Here is an 18,874-nt window from a genome sequence, read left to right on the forward strand (position 1 = left end):
GCCGGAATTTAGCTGACTTAAATGTTCGGCCCTCCACACGGGGGTATGAAGAACCGAAACCAAATTAAATATTTGGCACTGACATTCATCAACACACTATTGAGTTCTCAAAGAACACACGCACACAACTCAGTGACTGGGCTATCCAGTACTTCGTTGGGGCAGGTTTTCTACCTTAACCGGCCAGTGGCTCAGAGTCAAACTCCGCATCTTCGGCCGATCCGCCAGGCGCTCCCCGTACAACCTCGTTGTCCCTGGTCCCTCCGGCTCGGCGTTTCCGCCTCGCTCCGGGCCCCTGGTCGGTGTCCGTGTCGCTCTGACGTTGAATAAGTTACGCGGCGGATAACGCTACGTCAAATCGCCACTTCGGCACCACGTTTGCGCAGGTCAGAGGCTCGCAGACAGGCGATCCGGCGAGCCGGGCCGACAATTTGTGACCCAGCCCACCAAGATCAATTTCAGATCGCCCGCCGGACTCCGGCGAAATTGCGCTTTCCGCGCCGCAGCACCAACCACTTGCCGTGCAGGTAGTCACCGGTTTCCGGCGTCCATTCCAGGTCCTTGACGCGCTCGTTGTTGACCGCTGCCCCGCCCTCGTTCACCGTCCGGCGGGCTGCGCCGCGGCTCTCACACAGGCCGGAAGCCACCAGGAGGTCCACGATCGTGTCCTGGCCGGGCGCGACCTCCGCGATTTCCCCTTCGCCGGCGGCTTCGTGCAACGCGGCCGCCAAGGTCGGCTCGTCGAGATCGCGCAGTTCCGCGCGGCCGAACAGCGCCTGACTCGCGAGTTGTACGGCGCGGGTGTTGTCCGCACCGTGCACGAGCGTGGTCATCTCGGCCGCCAGCCGGCGCTGCGCCTCCCGGGTGTGCGGCCGTTCCGCGGTCGCCAGCTCGAGCTCGGCCAGTTCGTCTTGCTCCAGGAAGGTGAACCAGCGCAGGTAGCGGACGACATCGGCGTCGGCGGTGTTCACGAAGTACTGGTACCAGGCGTAGGGACTGGTGAGCTCCGGGTCGAGCCACAGACTGCCGCCGCCGGTGGACTTACCGAACTTCTTGCCGTCGGCCGAGGTCACCAGCGGAACGGTCAGGGCGTGGACCGCAGCCCCGTCCACACGACGATTCAACTCGACACCGGCGATGATGTTGCCCCACTGGTCCGAGCCGCCCACCTGGAGCACACAGTCGTACTCACGGCGTAACTGCAGGTAGTCGTTGGCCTGCAACAGCATGTAGCTGAATTCGGTGTAGGAGATTCCGTCGCCTTCGAGCCGCCGCTTGACCGTGTCCCGCGCCAGCATCACGTTCACCGAGAAGTGTTTGCCGATATCCCGGAGGAAGTCGACGGCGCTCAGCGCGCCGGTCCACTCCATGTTGTTCACGATGAGGGCACCGGTCGGCGAATCGTCCAGGTCGACGAACCGCTCGAGCTGGGAACGGATCCGTTCGGCCCAGTCGGCGACAGTATCTGCCGAGTTCATCGTGCGCTCTCCGACGTCGCGCGGGTCGCCGATCAGTCCGGTCGCGCCACCGGCCAGGACGATCGGCCGATGCCCGGCCCGCTGGAACCGTTTGAGAGCCAGCAGCGGGACGAGATGCCCCGCGTGCAGGCTGGCGGCGGTGGGGTCGAAACCGGCATAGAGATTGCGCGGGCCGGCGGCCAGCGCCGCTCGGAGCGCGTCGAGGTCGGTGGACTGCGCGATGAGACCGCGCCAGGTCAGTTCGTCGATGATGTCGCTGCTCACGGGTTCATCTTCGCCTACCATCGTGAGCGCTTCGCGGGCGGTGCGAACGGATGCGCCGGCCCACGGACAGCCGGGCCGGCGCATCGGAACCGGGTCAGGCCGATTCGTCGATACGCGGAGCCCGCGGGCTGCGGCGGTAGACGGATACCGCGCGGGAGTCGTGCAGCCAGAGCCGCCACGGGCGGTCGGCCTCCGTACTCACGCCCACCCGCGGACCGGCGGCGATCCGGGACGGATCGGCGTGCGGGCCGAGCTCCAGCCGAATCACCGAGTCCGGGTCGAAGACGTCGGTGCCGTAGTCGTCCAGTTGGATTCCGAGGGCGCTGCCCAGGTTGCCGGGGCCGCGCGCCAGGTCGTCGGCACCCCGGGCGGCCGGCCGGCGGGACCGGGCGATGTCGTGACCGGCAATGATCTCCGCTGATCGCAGGAGCACGCCGGACGCCACTCCGTCCGGCCCGCTGACGATATTCGCGCAGGTGTGCATTCCGTAGCTGCGATAGACGTAGAGCCTGCCCGGCGGGCCGAACATCGCCGCGTTTCGCGGAGTCCGGCCGCGACCGGAGTGGGCGGCCGGGTCGTGCCACGGACCGGCGGGGTCGCCGCCGTAGGCCTCGACTTCGACCAGATAGGCACCCACCGAACCCGACCACAGGGTCGCGCCGAGTAGGCGCCGGGCGGCGGTCAGTGGATCAACAGCCAGTTCCTCGGCACTCACCCGAGGATTGTCGCAACCGGTGTGCGGCGGATGCGCCGGGGTCGGGTGCCGGCGCATCCTGTCCGGACTCGGACACCCCGGACCGTCGCGTGGACGGTGGCCGGAACAAACACCACCGTGCCGGTGCATCCCCCGGCGTCGTTGCAGGTGAGTCAGGCCCCCGGTGCTCTCGACGTTCATTCGGATCGCGGTGATGCCGACGGTCGCGGCGGGACAGGAGCCGATCCGATTCTGGTCGACAATGCCGCTCCGGCGAGGACATCGCACCGGTGGCGAGCCGGGTTGACGTGTTTTCCCTGTACAGACCTTGCACCGGGCGGCACTCGGGCGAACAATTCAACACACGATGAATTCTATCCGGATGAACAGGGGCGGCTCATGTCCGTGACCGGTACACAAGGCGCGGTGGAGGTACGGAACCTCACGGTGCGACGCGGTAAACGGGAGGTACTGCACGATATTTCGCTTACCATCCCCCGCGGCTCGATCACCGGGCTGCTCGGGCCCTCGGGCTGCGGGAAGACCACTCTCATGCGCAGCATCGTGGGCACCCAGATCGTTGCTGCCGGGCAGATCACAGCGCTCGGCTCACCGGCGGGCAGTGCGCGGCTGCGGCGGCAGATCGGCTACGTGACCCAGGCGCCGAGCATCTACGCCGATATCAGCGTCCACGAGAATGTCGCGTACTTCGCCGCGCTCTACGGAGCCCGGCGCGAGGCGGTCGATGCGGCACTCGATGCTGTCGGACTGTCCGGCCACCGCGACCAGCGCGGCGACGAACTCTCCGGTGGACAGCGCACCCGGGCCTCGCTGGCATGCGCGCTGGTCGCCGCCCCGGAGCTGCTGGTCTTGGATGAACCGACAGTCGGGCTGGACCCGGTTCTCCGGGTCGAACTGTGGAAGAAGTTCCGGGAACTGGCCGCCGGCGGTACGACCCTGCTGGTGTCGAGCCACGTGATGGGCGAAGCCGAACACTGCGACCGGCTGCTGCTCATGCGAGACGGCCGGCTGCTGGCTCAACAGAGCCCCGACGAACTACGCGAACGCACCGGCGAGCAGAACCTCGAACAGGCTTTCCTGGCCCTCATCACAATGGGAGAACCGGTATGAGCGGGTCGAGCCCGGAGGAGGTAGGGAAACGTCACCGTGCCGCCCCTTCGACCAGGACGAGCAAAAACGCCGCACCCGGACACCCCGGCCCCGCCGCACAGGTAGTGGACAGCAGCACCGGGCCGCGAATGTTCGCGGCGTACACGGCCACCACCACCCGCATCCTGCGGCAACTGCGCAACGATCACCGCACGATCGCGATGATCCTGGTGGTACCGGCACTGCTGATGGCCCTGCTCTACTTCATCTATCAGGATGTGCCGGCCACACCGCAGCAGCCGTTGAGCCTGTTCGACCGGGTCGGGATCAGCATGCTCGGGATCCTTCCGTTCATCGTGATGTTCCTGATCACCGCTATCGCCATGCAGCGCGAACGCAGCTCCGGCACACTCGAGCGGCTGCTCACCACGCCGCTGAGCAAACTCGACCTGCTCGGCGGATACGGGACGGCGTTCTCGCTCGCGGCCGCCGCGCAGGCAGCCGTGGCTTGCCTGGTCTCGTTCGGTCTGCTGGGGCTGGACGCGGCCGGTAATCCCGGGTGGGTGGTGCTCATCGCGATGGCCGACGCGATGCTGGGGGTTGCGCTGGGGCTGCTGTGCAGCGCGTTCGCCCGAACGGAGTTCCAGGCGGTTCAGTTCATGCCGCTGGTGGCGGCACCGCAGATCTTCCTGTGCGGACTGCTGGTTCCCCGCGAACAGCTACCCGATTGGCTGGAAGTGATCAGTAATGTGATGCCGCTGAGTTATGCGGTGGATGCGCTGCACGAAGTGTCGGTGCACAGTGAGCCGACCGGGCTCATGTGGCGGGATCTGGCGATCGTGGCCGGGTTCGCGGCAGTGGCCCTGGGCGCGGGCGCCGCCACCCTGCGTCGCCGCACCGCATGAGCACCGCTCGGGAGAACCAGCCCGTCAGGCCGGGCCGTAGGCCGGGCACCTCCGGCACCCGGGCGGCGATCCTGGACGCGGCCCGGCGGCGATTCGCGAAAAACGGGTTCGACAAGACCTCGATCCGCGCGGTGGCGGCGGACGCCGGCGTCGACCCGGCCCTGGTCCACCATTATTTCGGGACGAAGCAGCAGTTGTTCGCGGCAGTGGTGGAACTACCGGTCGACCCGGAGGTCGTGCTCGGCCGGGTGGATTCGACCCCCGTGGATCAACTCGGCGAAACCCTGGTGGGCGCAGTGATCGCGGTGTGGGATTCGCCGGCCGGCACCGGTGCCGTGGCCCTGTTCCGCAGCCTCGTCGCCGGTGGTGACACCTCACCGGCGCGGGATTTCCTACTCTCGGTGATCTTCGAGCGGATCCGCCGGCGAATCGCCACGGAAACCGATGACGGCCGGCTCCGAGTGGCGCTGGCCGCATCCCAGATCATGGGGGTGATCATGTCGCGCAAGATCGTGAAGCTGGATCCGGTCACCGAACTGCCGCTCGACCGGCTGGTCGCCGCCGTCGGCCCCACGGTGCAGCGCTACCTCACCGGCGATATCGGTGAGGTTCAGGACGGCGCGCAATGAGCGCTGCGGTGTTACTCCCCGAACTGCCGCGCGAAATCGGCGTGTTCGGCCTCCTCGACCGCGCGGGCCTCGTCGGCGAGCAGTACCGGGATCCCGTTGTCGACCGGATAGGCAACGCGCAACCGCGGGTTGTACAGCACGTCTGCGCCGTCGCCGGTGCGAACCAGGTGCAGTTGCCCCTTGTCCTGCGGGCAGGCCAGCAGGCTCAGCAGCGTGGGATCCAGAATGGTGTGCTCGGACATGGAATGGAAGCGTACCCGGCCGCGGATCGATCCCCGGCGCCCTCCGATATCGCGCTCACACCGCAGGCCGGCGGAACGAGATGTACTGGTGCCCGAGGAAGGTGCCGGCCGCGACCGCACCCATGACCACCACCGCGGACGGCGCCGGCGGGAATCCGAACAGGCTGACGGCGACCTCGAGCAGCACCGCGTTGGCGGCCAGACCCCCGCAGTTCACGACGGCGAACCCGAGAAAATCACGGAGCACCTGCCCGTGGACCCGGAACACCAGCCGCCGGTGCAGGACGAACGCCACCCCGATACCGGTGACGTAGGCGGCAACGACCCCTACGGACGGCGGCACCGAATCCCCCAGTAGCGCCAGCCAGGCGACGGTGAGCGCAATACCCATCGCGGTATTCACGACGCCGACCATCGCGAACGCGATCTCCCGGCGCTTCGCCAGGCGTAGCAGCGCGTTCGGTCCATTGCCACGGATCCTTCCGGCCCCGGAACCGGATAGCGATGCGGCCGGACCATCCGAGCGCCGCACGGCGTCGCCCGGTGGATCTCCGCACTCGGCGGCGATCGGCACCGGGCTACCGGCAGAAGTTCCCGGCCCTTTCGAGAGCTGGACCCGATCGGCGGCGGATCCCGTGATGTGCCGGGAGTCCGCGGAGTGCCGGTCCGGTTCTTCGCGATCGCCGACCCGATGATGTTCGCGCGCGACTTCGTCGTGGCCGGTGCCGTGAGCCGGGGTTTCGGTGTGCTCGCTCGTCATGATCTCGCGGCCATGAGTCCGGCGGTCTCCCTGTCGGTGGGTGCCAGGCCGCTGTGCCGAGAACCGCGCCGGTGGGCGATCCGGAGAAGTGACGGCTCGGGTAGTCCCACGGCCGTCGCACCGCCGATCGTCCAGGCCGGGGAGCGCCGGGGGTGTGCGAGTCCGGCCGGCGGTCGATCGAGCAGTCCGGCTTCTTCGATCACCTGCGCACCGGCCGGCCGGTGCGCGGGCACCGGCAGCGGGAACTTCCCCACCCTCGAGGAACGTCCGATTATCACCCACAGCGGCGCGTACCGGACCTCGGTGTCGCCGCGGTAGATATGCCGGGAATTCGCCGGCATATCCGCCGGGTAGGCGGCCACCGCCCCCGCCGCGTACACCGGACCCCACCGGAGCGCATCCCGCCGATCATCGGCTCGACCATCCGCCACGGAACCCAGACCATACCGGCTGCAGCCGCGCGATCGACCGTAACGACGCATATCGAATCTGCCCGCGCCGCACCGGGTACACCTGCTAGAGTTCGCATTTCTCGGGCTCACCAGCGTCATCGAGACCCGGCACGCGTTATCCTCCGTCGAAAGTCGATCTCGCCAATGCCGTTTCCGCCCAGGTTCGTTTCCGCACCGGACACCCCCCGGCCGGCGACAGCCGGCTCTGCCGCCCGCACGGTCCCCGGGTCGCCGTGGCCCCCACCGGATCCGCCGGGCATCGTGCCGGATCCCGATTCGCCCGGAGTATGCGGGGTTTCGGTGGTGGTACCGGTGTACCGCGGCGAACACACCGTCGCCCCGCTCGTCCGCGAACTCGGCGAATACGCCACGATCACCACCACACCGGGCGGGTTGCGTTTCCGGGTGGCCGAGATCGTGCTGGTACACGACTGCGGGCCGGACGGCTCCGATCTGGTCCTGCAGCGGCTGGCCCGGGAGAATCCGCTGGTCCGGGTGATCTGGTTGAGCCGCAACTACGGGCAGGACGCCGCCACCATCGCCGGGATGGCCGCAGCGCGCGGGGGCTGGATCGTCACCATGGACGAGGACGGCCAGCACGATCCCGCCGCCATCGCCGAATTCCTCGACACCGCATACCGGCAGCGCGCGGATCTGGTGTACTCCCGGCCCACCAACACCCGGCCGCACGGGCCGCTGCGCAATCTCACCTCCCGCGGCGCCAAACTCGTTCTGGCCACGCTGTTCGCCTTCCCCGACTCGACCAGGTTCGAAAGCTTCCGGTTGATCCGGGGCGATATCGGGCGCCGGCTGGCCGAGGTCGCGGCCAACGGCGCCTACCTCGATGTCGCGCTGACCTGGGTGGTCGGCCGGACCGCGGCGACCCCGGTGCGGTTGCGCAGCGAGGGCCGCCCGGAATCCGGGTACAACTACCGGCGTCTGTTCTCGTTGTTCTGGAAGATGGTGCTGTGCACCGGCACTCGCGGGCTTCGTGTCGTGAGCCTGCTCGGGGTCACGCTGGCGCTGGCCGGCACGATCCTGGCCGCAGTGATCATCTGGTCCGCGTTGACCGGCGGCGGCGGCAATCCCGAAGGCTGGGCGTCGATCATCGTGGTGCTCCTGCTGTGCGCGGGCGCGCTGCTGTTCTCGCTCGGGCTCATCGCCGAATACCTCGGCGTGGTCCTGCACATCCTGGTGGGTAAACCGCTGTACCTCACCATCGAATCGCCCACGCCCAGGCCGGCGGCCGATACCGCGCAGTCCCTCGCCCGGCCGCGCGCCGAGGTGGCGGCCGGATGAGCGGGCCGGGCACCGCGACGACAGTACGGCGTACCCCCGCAGAGTCCCCGCCTTTCCGCGGCGAACACAGCGATCGGATCATCTTCAGCCGGCCGTACCGGGCGGCCGCCGAACTTGCCAATGTGACCGCGGTTCTGGAATCCGACCACTGTCACGGTGACGGTGCGTTCACCGCCGCCGCCACCGCGAAACTCGCCGAGATCACCGGCGCCCCGCATGTCCTGCTCACCACCTCGTGCACACATGCGCTGGAACTGGGCGCGCTGCTGCTGGAACTGGGCCCGGGCGATGAGGTGATCGTGCCCAGTTTCGCCTTCACCTCCGCGGCCACCGCCTTCGCCGTACACGGCGCGACCTGTGTTTTCGTCGATATCGACGAGACAACCGGCAATATCGACCCAGCGGCCGTCGCAGCGGCGATCACCGAGCACACCAAAGCGATCGTGGTGATGCACTACGGCGGGGTGGCGGCAGATATGGCCGCGCTCGGTGCACTGGCGCGCGGACACGGGCTGGCGCTCATCGAGGACAACGCGCACGGCCTCGGCGGCACCTGGCGAGGTAAGGCTCTCGGCACGCTCGGAACCTTCGGTACACAGAGTTTCCACGACACCAAGAACGTGCACTGCGGCGAGGGCGGCGCCCTGCTGCTCTCCGACGACATCCTGATGGGCCGTGCGGAGATCATCCGGGAGAAGGGCACCGACCGGGCACGGTTCCTGCGCGGACAGGTGGACAAGTACTCCTGGCAGGACATCGGGTCGAGCTATCTACCCAGCGAACTGAACGCCGCGGTACTCGACGCGCAACTGGCCGAGTTCCATACGATCCAGCGGGCCCGGCACCGGGTGTGGCATAGCTACGCGGCCGGTTTGGCGTCATGGGCGGCAAGCCAGGATGTGGCGCCGATGGCCGTGCCGCCGGACCGGCGGCACACCGCCCACCTGTTCTATCTCCGGCTGCCCACGGAAGACACCCGCGACGCGTTCATCCGGCATCTCGCCGACCGGGGCATCGTGGCCCCGTTCCACTACGTACCGCTCGACTCCAGTGCCGCGGGACTCAAATACGGTCGTACGCCGATCCCCTGCACGCGCAGCGCACGGTTCGCGGCGACGATCGTGCGGTTGCCGCTGTGGCCCATGCTCACTCGCGGCCAACTCGACCGCGTACTCTCCGCCGTCACCGAATTCCGCTGCTGACCGCTGCGCCCGACCTCGGTGGCTCCCCTGGTGAGCCTGGGTTCGGCGAGGAAGGGGGCCGACCTCGGCGGTCCCGGAGCCGAGCGCACCGCGGACGTTCGACACCCCACCACGCCGGACGAAGCCGGGTGTTCTCCGGTCACCGGGCCCCGCACCGTCGGCCCGCCCGGTGGATCAGCGGCGGATTCCGGTCCCCGGCCGCGGCGATCGCCGTGTGTGCGGAGGCGGCGGACGCCGCCGCGAGTACGAGCATCGGGGCGCCCGAAGCCCTGATGCGATCCTCGGCGCGGCCACCCGCGAACGCTCAGATGAGCAGTCCCAGCGACCCCGCCTCGGTGAGCTCCTCGTAGGTCTCCGAATCCGCGTTGTAGGACCAGGTGTGCGGACCGGGTCGGGGGGCGCAGGTGTCCCGTACCAGGTGCGCCGCGGGCCGGTAGGACGGACTCCGGGGGATATCGTCGACGACGTAGACCAGGTCGGGACGCTGGACCGGCGGCAGCGACCGCAGCGCTTCGGTCACATCGGCGGCGTCGAGTTCGTAGCCGGGCCGCACACTCACCGCGGCCACCGCCAGCACCCGATCCCGGGCCGGCAGTGCGTAGGCAACCTCCATATCGACCGCGGCGATATCGTTGAGCACGTCTACGACCGGCTGGGTGAATACGGGACCGCGGCGGGTCCGGATCACCGTATCGATCCGGTCGACCAGCCAGTAGTCGCCCTCACTGTCCCGGCGGAACAGGTTCTCGGTGGGCAGCCAGGAATCCTCCGGTTCGAATACTCCGCGCAACCCGCCGCGGGAGAGATCGACATTCGCCCCGGCCGACCCGATCAGCAAACCGACCTCGTTGTCCGCGCAACGCCGCGCGTATCCGCTGTCGTCCACCATGACCTGGCCCGACACCGGGTCGAAGGCCACCAGTTCGACCCGCGCCGTGCCCGGTACCGGACGGCCCTTGCAGCCGAATTTCACCCCGGGCACATTCGCCAGCACCACATCGCCCTCGATGGAGGCGTAGAACTCCAGCACCCGGGCGGGCGCGAACTGTTCCATCGTCCGCCGCCACAATCCGGCGGGCATACCGGAACCGATGAACAACCGGATCGGGTGCGGGTATCCGGCCGGGAAGACCTCGGCGTCGAGAATATCGCGCAGCATCGTCCAGGTGTAGGTGACGACCGTGACCCCGTACCGGTGCACCTCCTCGGCGAACTGCGCGGGATCCAGCGATCTGGCCAGCGCGATCCGGCTTCCGCCGGCGATGGCGCCGCCCAGGCTCACCAGCAGTCCGGACGAATGATGCAGCGGAGCCAGGCAGTACACCGTGTCCTTGTGGTCGAGATCGGCGGCCGAGGCGGTGCCGAACGCCGACAGTGCCCAGCGGTGGTTGGTGATGTACTTGATATCCAGGCGGTCCCCGGCCCCGGAAACGAGGATGAAGGCGAGTTCCCGCGCGCGGCCCGGGTCGGGTTTGTACCAGCCCGGTATCCGCACCCGCTGCGGATCGATCTGTTCCAGGTCCACGAGGTCGGTACCCGCCGGCACCGCCAGGCCCCGCGAATCGCCGCCGCCGAGTACGAGCACCCGGGCCCCGGTCGCCACAGCGTGGCGCACGTTCTCCGGATCCGATACCAGGATCGCCGTCCCGGTCTGTTCCAGGGCGGTGGCCAGATCGCTATCGGGTGCCAGCAGCACCGCGACCGCGCCGATCCGGGACAGGGCGGCGAGGGTCACCAGCGCGCTGGGCCGGGTCTCCATCACCACTCCGACCCGGGTCGCCGGGCGGATCCCCACCGAGATCAGCCCGCGCACCACGTTCTCGATCCGGGCATCGACCGCCGCGTGGGTGTGCACTCGGTCGTCGAACAGGAAGCACTCCCCGTTGGGTGTCCGGCGGGCCTGTTCGGCCAGCAACCGGCCGATGGAGATCCGGGTACCGGATTGGATTGTGCCGAGTCTGGTCAACCGGGGCAGGGTCCGGGCCGCGCCCTCGACCAGGCCGACCGAGCCACGGACCGTGTTCGCGGCCACCTGCTCCAGTGCCCGCCCGACCCCCGCACCGGCCTCCGCCAGGGCTGTGGCGGTGTGCACGGCGCGCAGCAGGGCGGTCCGCGGGGCATCTCCGGGCGGCTGGTCGGCCATCGGCACGATCTCTTCCGGCAGCGGGTCACCGCCCTCGACCCAGACCACCCAGTCACGCACCCGGGGCCATGTGCAGCGGGTCGCCATCGAACCCGCGACCAAACCGAAATGCCCCGAGACCACCGTGGATTCATAGACTTCGGCACGCGGGGCCGCACGGACTATGCCGCGCACCGCGGCCGGCTGCCCGATTTCGTCGACCTCGCCGACGAACGCCAGGATCGGGCATTTCAGGTCGGCCAGCGAGATCGGCTGATCACGGATCACGAAACCTCCGAGCATCATCCGGTTGTGCACGACGAACTGTTTCAGCAGATCCGCCGCCGCAGGTCCCGCGTAACCGACCCAGCCCTCGTTGCTCAGGAACCGCCGCTGGCGCTCCTTCGGCAGCAGGGCCTCCCGGTCGTGCAGCTGACGCAGGAAATCGATCCGTGCCTTCGTGGTTTTCACCGGGTCAAGCAGCTGGAAACCGATCCGCACCATCCGGTCGGTGATCGGTAGCCGGGGCACCACATGGTCGGCGGCGAAATCCACCAGATCCGTCACTGCGGCGTGCGGCAGCCCCAGCGGCATCCCGGCGACGATATCGACCGGGCTGCCGAAGGTGACGATGCTCGCGATTCCCTTACCCGAACGGAACGCGGCGGCCTGGTAGGCGAACATACCGCCCTGTGAGTAGCCCATGAGATGCACGGTGCGGCCGGTCGCCGCGCAAACGGTGTCGATAGCGCTGTGCACGGCCAGGACGTGATCGGCCAGATCCCGCTGCCAGCCGCCTTCCTCCGTCGACGGGGAACCGAAATCGACGACCCAGCAATCTATTCCGCCGCGATGCAGAATTCCGACGGCACCGTCGTCACCGTTGACATCCCAGATGTCGGCGCTCACCATCAGCGGCGGTACGAGCAGAACCACCGGGCCGCCGCCGGCCTCTGCCGGAAAGTAGTGCCGCAACCGGTACATGGGCCGGCGCTCGACGATTTCGAAGGGCGAGGAGTCGGTATCGCGTCCGAGCCCGCCGAAGCGGATGACTTCGAGACCGTTCTGCGCGGTGGCCATGACCCGCTGCGCCGATCCCATCAAACCTCGCACACTCAACTTCACGTTCCACTCCCAGCCCTGCCCGTGGCGTGGTCTACCTCACAAACCACGAGGTATGCACCAAAGCCTGCCATATCGCACTCCGGACCGGCCGTCCGTTGTGACATCTACATCATGTACCTGCTACCTCGGCGGGACCGCACACCCGCGCCGATTAGGGTGGGGATCGTGACCGATACGACCCGTTTGCCGAGCTCGCCCACCGACCGGGAATCACTGCCCGTGGAACTGGTGGACGCGGCCGGAAACACGGTCGGGTCGTGCGCGGTGGCCGAGGCCCACCGCGCACCGGGAACACCACATCGGGCGTTCTCGGTGCTCGTATACGACAGCAGCGGGCAGGTGCTGCTGCAACAGCGCGCGCTCGGCAAGACCCGCTTCCCGGCGCGCTGGTCCAATACATGTTGCGGCCACCCGGCGCCCGGGCAATCGGTTGCCGACGCCGCCGGTATTCGCCTGGGCGAGGAAATGGGACTACGGGTACCGCTGACCGAGGTGGGGGTCTACCGGTACCGCGCGGAAGATCCGCGCAGCGGCTTTGTCGAGGACGAATGGGATCACGTCCTGATCGGGCTACTCGATGACGCTGCCCCGCAACCCGACCCGGCCGAGGTCGCGGCGTACCGCTGGATGAATCCGGACGATCTGCGCCGGCGGCTGCAGGAAGCACCGCATGAGTTCAGCCCGTGGTTCGCCGGGGTGCTCGAGGTCGCCACCGCGGCACCACCCACTCGCTGAACTCGGTACGGCGGTCTCCGGAGTGCCCTTCCGTGTTGTTCTGTCGTCAGGGCCAATTTTCGAATACCTGCGATAATGCGCATATCTACGTATGGGCATTAAGAATCGCCAATCCGAGGTGAATCCCGTCGAGCCATCCGGCGCTCCAAGGCCCGAGAGGGGCTGTGCTCGCCGGGCACCGGCAGGTTTACCCGGCGATACTCATTCGGTACGCCGGCGGAGCCCGCCGCGACCCTGTCAGCGCAAAGCCGGACTGCCAGGGTCTCCCGGACACCGAACCACCCAGGCACGCCCCGGCGGCGGACACTGAACCGGGTCCCCGACAGACCTCCGCGGACTATCAGCGGCTTTCCATCAAGGAGCACTATCGACTGTCGCGCTCCGGCGGCACGGTTCGCGAAAAACCGCGATGACATCGCCACTCCGCACGACGATACGGTTCCGGCCAGTCATCCGCGCGCGCACCGGACTACCGGTGGCGCGAGCGGATGATCCCGGACACCTGCCGGAGTGCGGTATCCGGTCAGCTCAGCCAGGCGCGGATATCGCCGGCGGCCTGCCGGACCTCGGCCAGTTGTTCACGCACCCGCTCCCCTGCCGTGCCGCCGCGGGCGTTGCGGGAAGCCACAGAACCTTCGACGGTCAGCACCTCGCGCACTTCCGGGGTGAGGGACGGGTCGATCGCCGCGAATTCGGCGTCGGTCAGCTCGTCGAGCCCGGCCCCGCGTGTCTCGGCGGCGCGGACGCAGGCACCGGCCGCTTCATGTGCGACCCGGAACGGGACTCCGCGCCGGACCATCCACTCCGCGATATCCGTTGCGAGGGTGAAGCCGGCGGGTGCGAGTTCGGCCATCCGGTCGGTGTGGAAGGTGAGTGTGGCTACCAGCCCGGCGATGGCGGGCAGGAGCAGTTCCAGCTGGGCCACCGAATCGAACAGGGGCTCTTTGTCCTCCTGCAGATCCCGGTTGTAGGCCAGGGGTTGCGCCTTCAGCGTCGCCAACAGGCCGGTGAGGTTGCCGATCAGGCGGCCCGCTTTGCCGCGGGTCAGCTCCGAAACGTCCGGGTTCTTCTTCTGCGGCATGATCGACGACCCGGTCGACCAGGCATCGGCCAGGGTGACGTAGCCGAATTCGGGGGTGCTCCAGATGATGACCTCTTCGGCCATCCGGCTGAGGTCCACACCGATCATCGCCAGCACGAATGCCGCCTCGGCAGCGAAATCCCGGGACGAGGTGGCATCGATCGAGTTGGCGGCGGCGGCATCGAAATCCAGGTCCGCGGCAATGGCTTCCGGGTCGAGACCGAGCGAGGAACCGGCCAGCGCACCCGAACCGTACGGGGAGACGGCGGCCCGTTTGTCGAAATCGCGCAGCCGGTCGATATCCCGGAGCAGCGGGTGGGCGTGCGCCAGCAGATGGTGCGCCAGCAGTACGGGCTGCGCGGCCTGCAGATGGGTTTTGCCGGGCATCACGGCATCAGGATGGGCGGCGGCCTGCTCGACCAGTGCGTCCACAACGGTGACCAGCCCGGCGGCGACCCGGCGCACCGCATCGCGCAACCACATCCGGAAAAGGGTCGCGACCTGGTCGTTGCGGGAACGCCCGGCCCGCAACCGGCCGCCGAGTTCGGTGCCGACTCGTTCGATGAGCCCGCGTTCGAGCGCACCGTGGACATCCTCGTCCGATTCGGCGGCCACGAAAGCACCCGACTCGACATCCGCGGCCAGCCGGTCCAGGCCGGTGAGCATTGCGGTGAGATCGGTGTCCGACAGCAGACCGGCCTTGTTCAGCACCCGGGCATGCGCCTTGGACGCCCGGATGTCGTAGGGCGCGAGCGCCCAGTCGAACTGGGTCGATTTACTCAGCGCCGCCATCGCCTCGGCAGGGCCGGATGCGAACCGGCCACCCCACAACGCGCCTTCGTTGGTGCCCACTCTGTCTCCCACGTCTCGATATACCGGCCGGGTTGCCCGCCCTACGGTATTGGTTTGTGTGCTGCCACTCGGCGTGCCCGGCGGGCCGCCGGCGAATGCGCGGCCATTCCCCGGATCGGCCCTCTGATCGGGTCGCTGTCCGCCTCGGAAACGGCGGAGCCGCGACCGGCGCGGCCGGCGGCACGGGGCCGATTCCGCCGTACGGTACCGGCACGTTGTCCCGGTGCCCCTTCGACTCCACCCGGCCGCTCCACATGTCCATCTGCAGCACCTCGGGGACAATCGCCGAGTTGTTGTTCTCGGGGCCATGGTCCGCGGGCCGGAATTCGGCGCACAGGTCACCAGGTCACCAGGTCACCGTACGGACCGGCGACGGGCCGGCCCGAGCCTGATGCTCGGCCCCGAGAGGTCGTCGGCGACCGCCTGGGACCGCCTGCAGCGACTCCTGCGGGATCTCACCGTTGCAGTCCCGGAACACAGGGCGCCGCAGTCGGCAGCACCGGCCCGGCGGAATACGGCACGAAACTCGCGACAGGTAGACAACGGGTCACCCGAGCGTGAACCGTTTCGCGCGACCGGGCGTGGCGACCTGCTACTTCTGGTTCAGATCGCGCTTGGCCGCAACCTTCGAGGACAGGCCGTGCAGCTGCACGAAACCCTTGGCCAGCGACTGGTCGAAAGTATCGCCCTCGTCGTAGGTCGCGAGGTTGAAATCGTAGAGCGACTGTTCGCTGCGCCGGCCGTTCACGGTCACATTGCCGCCGTGCAGGACCATGCGGATATCGCCGCTGACGTGCTGCTGGGTTTCGGCGACGAACGCGTCGAGGGCGCGTTTGAGCGGAGAGAACCACAGGCCGTCGTAGGCCAGCTCACCCCAGCGCTGTTCGACCTGCCGCTTGTACCGGCCGAGCTCACGCTCGAGGGTGACGCTTTCGAGGGCACGGTGTGCGGTGATCAGTGCGATCGCGCCGGGCGCCTCGTAGATCTCGCGGCTCTTGATGCCGACGAGCCGGTCCTCCACCATGTCCAACCGGCCGACACCCTGACGGCCCGCGCGGCGGTTCAGTTCCACGATCGCTTCGAGAACGCTGACCTGGCGGCCGTCGATGGCGACCGGGACACCGCGTTCGAAGGTGACGATGAGCTCGTCGGGAGCCTCGAAGTTGACGGTGGGGTCGGTGGTGTAGTCGTAGACGTCCTTGGTGGGCGCGTTCCACAGATCCTCGAGGAAGCCGGTTTCGACGGCGCGGCCCCAGACGTTCTGGTCGATGGAGAACGGCGATTTCTTGGTGACGTTGATCGGGAGTTTGTTCTCCTCGGCGAAGGCGATGGCCTTCTCCCGGGTCCAGGCGTAGTCGCGGACCGGGGCGATCACATTCAGATCGGGCGCCAGTGCCCCGATGCCGACCTCGAAGCGGACCTGGTCGTTGCCCTTGCCGGTGCAGCCGTGCGCGACGGTCGAAGCGCCGTGGAATTTCGCGGCCTCGACCAGGTGTTTGACGATGAGCGGCCGGCTGATCGCCGAAACCAGCGGGTATTCGTCCTGGTAGAGGGCGTTGGCCTGGATGGTGGGCAGGCAGTATTCGTCGGCGAATTCGTCGCGGGCATCGATCACCACGGCTTCGACGGCGCCGCAGTCGAGGGCGCGCCGGCGCACCACGTTCATATCCTCGCCGCCCTGCCCCAGGTCGATGGCGACGGCCACGACCTCGGCGCCGGTCTCCTTGCCGATCCAGCTGATGGCCACAGAGGTGTCCAGCCCACCGGAGTAGGCGAGTACGACGCGATCGGACATGTTCTGGTGCTCCCTAGGATGTGTTCGTTGGTTGTTCGTTCTCGGGTGTGCGGTCTCCGCGGGGTCCGGCGACCGTTCTCCAGCAGTATGCTGGCCCGTTGCCGGTCCGGCTCGCGCCGCCGTTGCAAATGATTATGCACGATGATGCAATCTCATTCATAACCGGGGGTCGGATGGCCCGCTACCTGCGGTGACCGCATGGCATCGCGCCTCCCAACTCGATAACACCTCTTGGCCGACCACTCCATAGGTGAGACTCTGGTCACACCCTGTAGGTGCATATCGCAAGGGAGGAGAAGACCGTGCAGACACTGCAACAGTGGGCGCAGGACAACTACGAGACCATCGGCTTCATCGTCGTCACGCTGGGAAACGCCGCCCTGGCACTGGGTGTGATGGGCATCGAACTCGCCACCCCGTTCCTGCAGGAACTGGTGAACAACCACTGAGCCGGTCCCGGCGCGACAGTCGGTCCACGCGCGAATCGAGCCGGCGGATCCTCCGGGCGGAGTGCGCACCTGCCCGGCAGCAGAGCCCGGGCCCGAACAGCTCTGCGACCGCCCCCGCCCATCGTCGACGCCACTCCCCCATAGGGTTCCGCCTCGGCCCACACGACCGGCGGTTCCTGGGTGCGGTAGCGTCGCGGCGTTCGGACGGTGACGGAGGGAGCGGCGGATGCTGGGGGTCGGGGCGAGTTTCGCCGGATACCGGATCGACGGCGTATTGGGCAAGGGCGGGATGGGGACCGTCTATCTCGCCCGGCATCCACGACTTCCGCGCAGCGTCGCCCTGAAACTGCTGAACCGCGAGCTCTCCACCGACCCCGAATTGGTCCGCCGCTTCGAACGGGAGGCCGATGTCATCGCCCGACTGGAACACCCTGCCATCGTGGGGGTGCTCGATCGCGGCACCGACGAGGGGCATCTGTGGATCGCCATGCAATACATCCGCGGCACAGACGCCGCCTCCTGGGACGCCGCCGCGCACCCTCCGGCGACTGCGGTACGGCTACTCGCCGAAACCGCCGCCGCGCTCGACTACGCACACAGCCGCGGTGTGCTGCACCGTGATGTGAAACCGGCCAACATCCTCATCGCCGAAGCCGATGCCTTCCGCGAAACCCGCGCGATCCTGACCGATTTCGGGATCGCCCGGCTCACCGACGCCGCCAGCACCAAGGTCACCGCGACCGGTACGTTCACCGCGACACTGGCCTACGGATCGCCGGAACAACTGTCCGGCGAAAAGGTCGACCACCGCTCCGATCAGTACTCGCTCGCGTGCACCCTCTTCGCGCTCCTGAGCGGCCATGCGCCGTACGCCTCGACCAACCCTGGCCAGGTGGTCATGGGCCATCTCTCCCAGCCGGTGCCGCGGCTCACCGCCGGCCGGCCCGACCTGCCTTCCGGTATCGACGCGGTACTGGAACGCGCAATGGCCAAACAGCGCCATGACCGCTACGCCACCTGCAGCGAATTCACCACAGCCGCCCGGGATGCGCTGGCGGGCCGGCATATCGCGGGCGACCTCCGCCGTTCGGCACCGACCGCGCTGAACCTATCGCCCAACGGCGGGGTCCCGGTTTCCCCGGCACCGGTCGCGCCGCAATTCCGCGCCCCGGGCCCGCCGCCCGGACCGATGGCCGCGGCACATCCGCACGCGGCCGGAGCCGCCGGACGGGACGAGCGGTTCGCAACGCGCCCATCCCGGGCCACTGCTCTCACCGCCGGAATACTCGTGCTCTTGACCGGGCTGATTCCCACGATCATGACGTTCGTCGGGCTCGGGTTCATGATATCCGGCGGGAACCCGTCCGGCGACGCGGTGGCGACGCTTATCTTTGCCTCGCTGGCGGTTCTCTACGACGGCACCGGTGCACTCTTGTTGTCGGGCCGGCGGGCCGGTCGTATTCTCGCCGTCATCTGTTCCGGACTCGGCACCGCGACCGCTGGGCTGGGAACTGTTGCGGGATTGGCCGATCGCCAACCCGGCGTGGTCGTCATCTTCTCCGTGTTGTTCGTCGTTTCCGCCGCCACACTGCTGTGCGCCGCCGCCGGCGCGACAGGCCGCTGGGTCGCTTACCGCACCGCGATCCGCAATACACCGCACTGGCAACGTTGACACCGGAC

At 68.1% G+C, this 18,874-nt stretch carries 16 protein-coding genes; 8 read left to right on the forward strand and 8 right to left on the reverse strand.

Features of this window, described 5'->3' with window-relative positions; genetic code table 11:
• Positions 1 to 458: 458 nt before the first annotated feature.
• On the reverse strand, positions 459 to 1,742 hold the full coding sequence (tyrS, locus tag IU448_RS21540; RefSeq protein WP_195057504.1) for a tyrosine--tRNA ligase: 1,284 nt from the start codon (positions 1,740 to 1,742) through the stop codon (positions 459 to 461).
• A 94-nt stretch (positions 1,743 to 1,836) separates the two neighbouring features.
• Positions 1,837 to 2,457 carry a DNA-3-methyladenine glycosylase gene (locus tag IU448_RS21545; RefSeq protein ID WP_195057505.1) on the reverse strand — a complete coding sequence of 207 codons (621 nt, stop codon included), beginning with the start codon at positions 2,455 to 2,457 and terminating at the stop codon, positions 1,837 to 1,839.
• Between the two features lie 378 nt (positions 2,458 to 2,835).
• Between IU448_RS21545 and IU448_RS21550 the strand changes: the two genes are divergently transcribed.
• The 3 genes from IU448_RS21550 to IU448_RS21560 all read left to right on the forward strand — a co-directional run bounded on the left by IU448_RS21550 (position 2,836) and on the right by IU448_RS21560 (position 5,080).
• On the forward strand, positions 2,836 to 3,567 hold the full coding sequence (locus tag IU448_RS21550) for an ABC transporter ATP-binding protein (protein WP_195057506.1): 732 nt from the start codon (positions 2,836 to 2,838) through the stop codon (positions 3,565 to 3,567).
• 128 nt (positions 3,568 to 3,695) lie between these two features.
• Positions 3,696 to 4,451: an ABC transporter permease gene (locus IU448_RS21555; protein WP_195057901.1), complete on the forward strand. Its 756-nt coding sequence runs from the start codon at positions 3,696 to 3,698 to the stop codon at positions 4,449 to 4,451.
• Entirely contained in the window at positions 4,448 to 5,080 is a 633-nt protein-coding gene (locus tag IU448_RS21560; protein ID WP_195057507.1) for a TetR family transcriptional regulator, read from the forward strand. The genes IU448_RS21555 and IU448_RS21560 overlap by 4 nt, the downstream gene beginning before the upstream one ends.
• An 11-nt stretch (positions 5,081 to 5,091) precedes the next feature.
• Here the strand turns inward: IU448_RS21560 and IU448_RS21565 are convergent, their stop codons facing one another.
• The 3 genes from IU448_RS21565 to IU448_RS21575 are packed head-to-tail and all read right to left on the reverse strand — an operon-like array spanning position 5,092 to position 6,513.
• Positions 5,092 to 5,322, reverse strand: coding sequence for a Trm112 family protein (locus IU448_RS21565; protein ID WP_195057508.1), 231 nt, complete (start codon positions 5,320 to 5,322; stop codon positions 5,092 to 5,094).
• Between the two features lie 55 nt (positions 5,323 to 5,377).
• Positions 5,378 to 6,082 (reverse strand): GtrA family protein, encoded by a 705-nt coding sequence (locus IU448_RS29095; protein WP_228813901.1) that lies wholly within the window; start codon positions 6,080 to 6,082, stop codon positions 5,378 to 5,380.
• Positions 6,079 to 6,513, reverse strand: a complete 435-nt coding sequence (locus IU448_RS21575; protein WP_195057509.1) for a hypothetical protein — start codon at positions 6,511 to 6,513, stop codon at positions 6,079 to 6,081. The genes IU448_RS29095 and IU448_RS21575 overlap by 4 nt, the downstream gene beginning before the upstream one ends.
• Positions 6,514 to 6,795: 282 nt before the next feature.
• On the opposite strand from IU448_RS21575, the gene IU448_RS21580 reads away from it, so the two are divergent.
• Positions 6,796 to 7,833 (forward strand): glycosyltransferase, encoded by a 1,038-nt coding sequence (locus tag IU448_RS21580; protein WP_324188667.1) that lies wholly within the window; start codon positions 6,796 to 6,798, stop codon positions 7,831 to 7,833.
• Positions 7,830 to 9,035 (forward strand): dTDP-4-amino-4,6-dideoxygalactose transaminase, encoded by a 1,206-nt coding sequence (gene rffA / locus IU448_RS21585; RefSeq protein WP_195057511.1) that lies wholly within the window; start codon positions 7,830 to 7,832, stop codon positions 9,033 to 9,035. Before IU448_RS21580 ends, rffA begins: the two co-directional genes overlap by 4 nt.
• 304 nt (positions 9,036 to 9,339) lie before the next feature.
• Here the strand turns inward: rffA and IU448_RS21590 are convergent, their stop codons facing one another.
• A complete protein-coding gene (locus IU448_RS21590) occupies positions 9,340 to 12,258 on the reverse strand; it encodes an AMP-binding protein (protein WP_228813967.1) in 2,919 nt (972 codons plus the stop codon).
• Positions 12,259 to 12,447: 189 nt separating this feature from the next.
• On the opposite strand from IU448_RS21590, the gene idi reads away from it, so the two are divergent.
• Positions 12,448 to 13,017 carry an isopentenyl-diphosphate Delta-isomerase gene (gene idi / locus IU448_RS21595; RefSeq protein ID WP_280457171.1) on the forward strand — a complete coding sequence of 190 codons (570 nt, stop codon included), beginning with the start codon at positions 12,448 to 12,450 and terminating at the stop codon, positions 13,015 to 13,017.
• A gap of 523 nt (positions 13,018 to 13,540) precedes the next feature.
• On the opposite strand, the gene argH is transcribed toward idi, so the two are convergent.
• Positions 13,541 to 14,962: an argininosuccinate lyase gene (gene argH / locus IU448_RS21600; RefSeq protein ID WP_195057514.1), complete on the reverse strand. Its 1,422-nt coding sequence runs from the start codon at positions 14,960 to 14,962 to the stop codon at positions 13,541 to 13,543.
• A gap of 580 nt (positions 14,963 to 15,542) precedes the next feature.
• Positions 15,543 to 16,745 (reverse strand): argininosuccinate synthase, encoded by a 1,203-nt coding sequence (locus IU448_RS21605; protein WP_195057515.1) that lies wholly within the window; start codon positions 16,743 to 16,745, stop codon positions 15,543 to 15,545.
• Positions 16,746 to 17,047: 302 nt separating this feature from the next.
• On the opposite strand from IU448_RS21605, the gene IU448_RS21610 reads away from it, so the two are divergent.
• The gene (locus IU448_RS21610) at positions 17,048 to 17,194 is read left to right on the forward strand and encodes a hypothetical protein (RefSeq protein WP_156052351.1); all 147 of its coding nucleotides are present in this window, start codon (positions 17,048 to 17,050) and stop codon (positions 17,192 to 17,194) included.
• A gap of 226 nt (positions 17,195 to 17,420) precedes the next feature.
• A complete protein-coding gene (locus tag IU448_RS21615) occupies positions 17,421 to 18,866 on the forward strand; it encodes a serine/threonine-protein kinase (RefSeq protein WP_195057516.1) in 1,446 nt (481 codons plus the stop codon).
• The last annotated feature ends 8 nt before the right edge of the window (positions 18,867 to 18,874 follow it).

This window comes from Nocardia flavorosea (assembly GCF_015477805.1).
GTDB lineage: Bacteria > Actinomycetota > Actinomycetes > Mycobacteriales > Mycobacteriaceae > Nocardia > Nocardia flavorosea_A.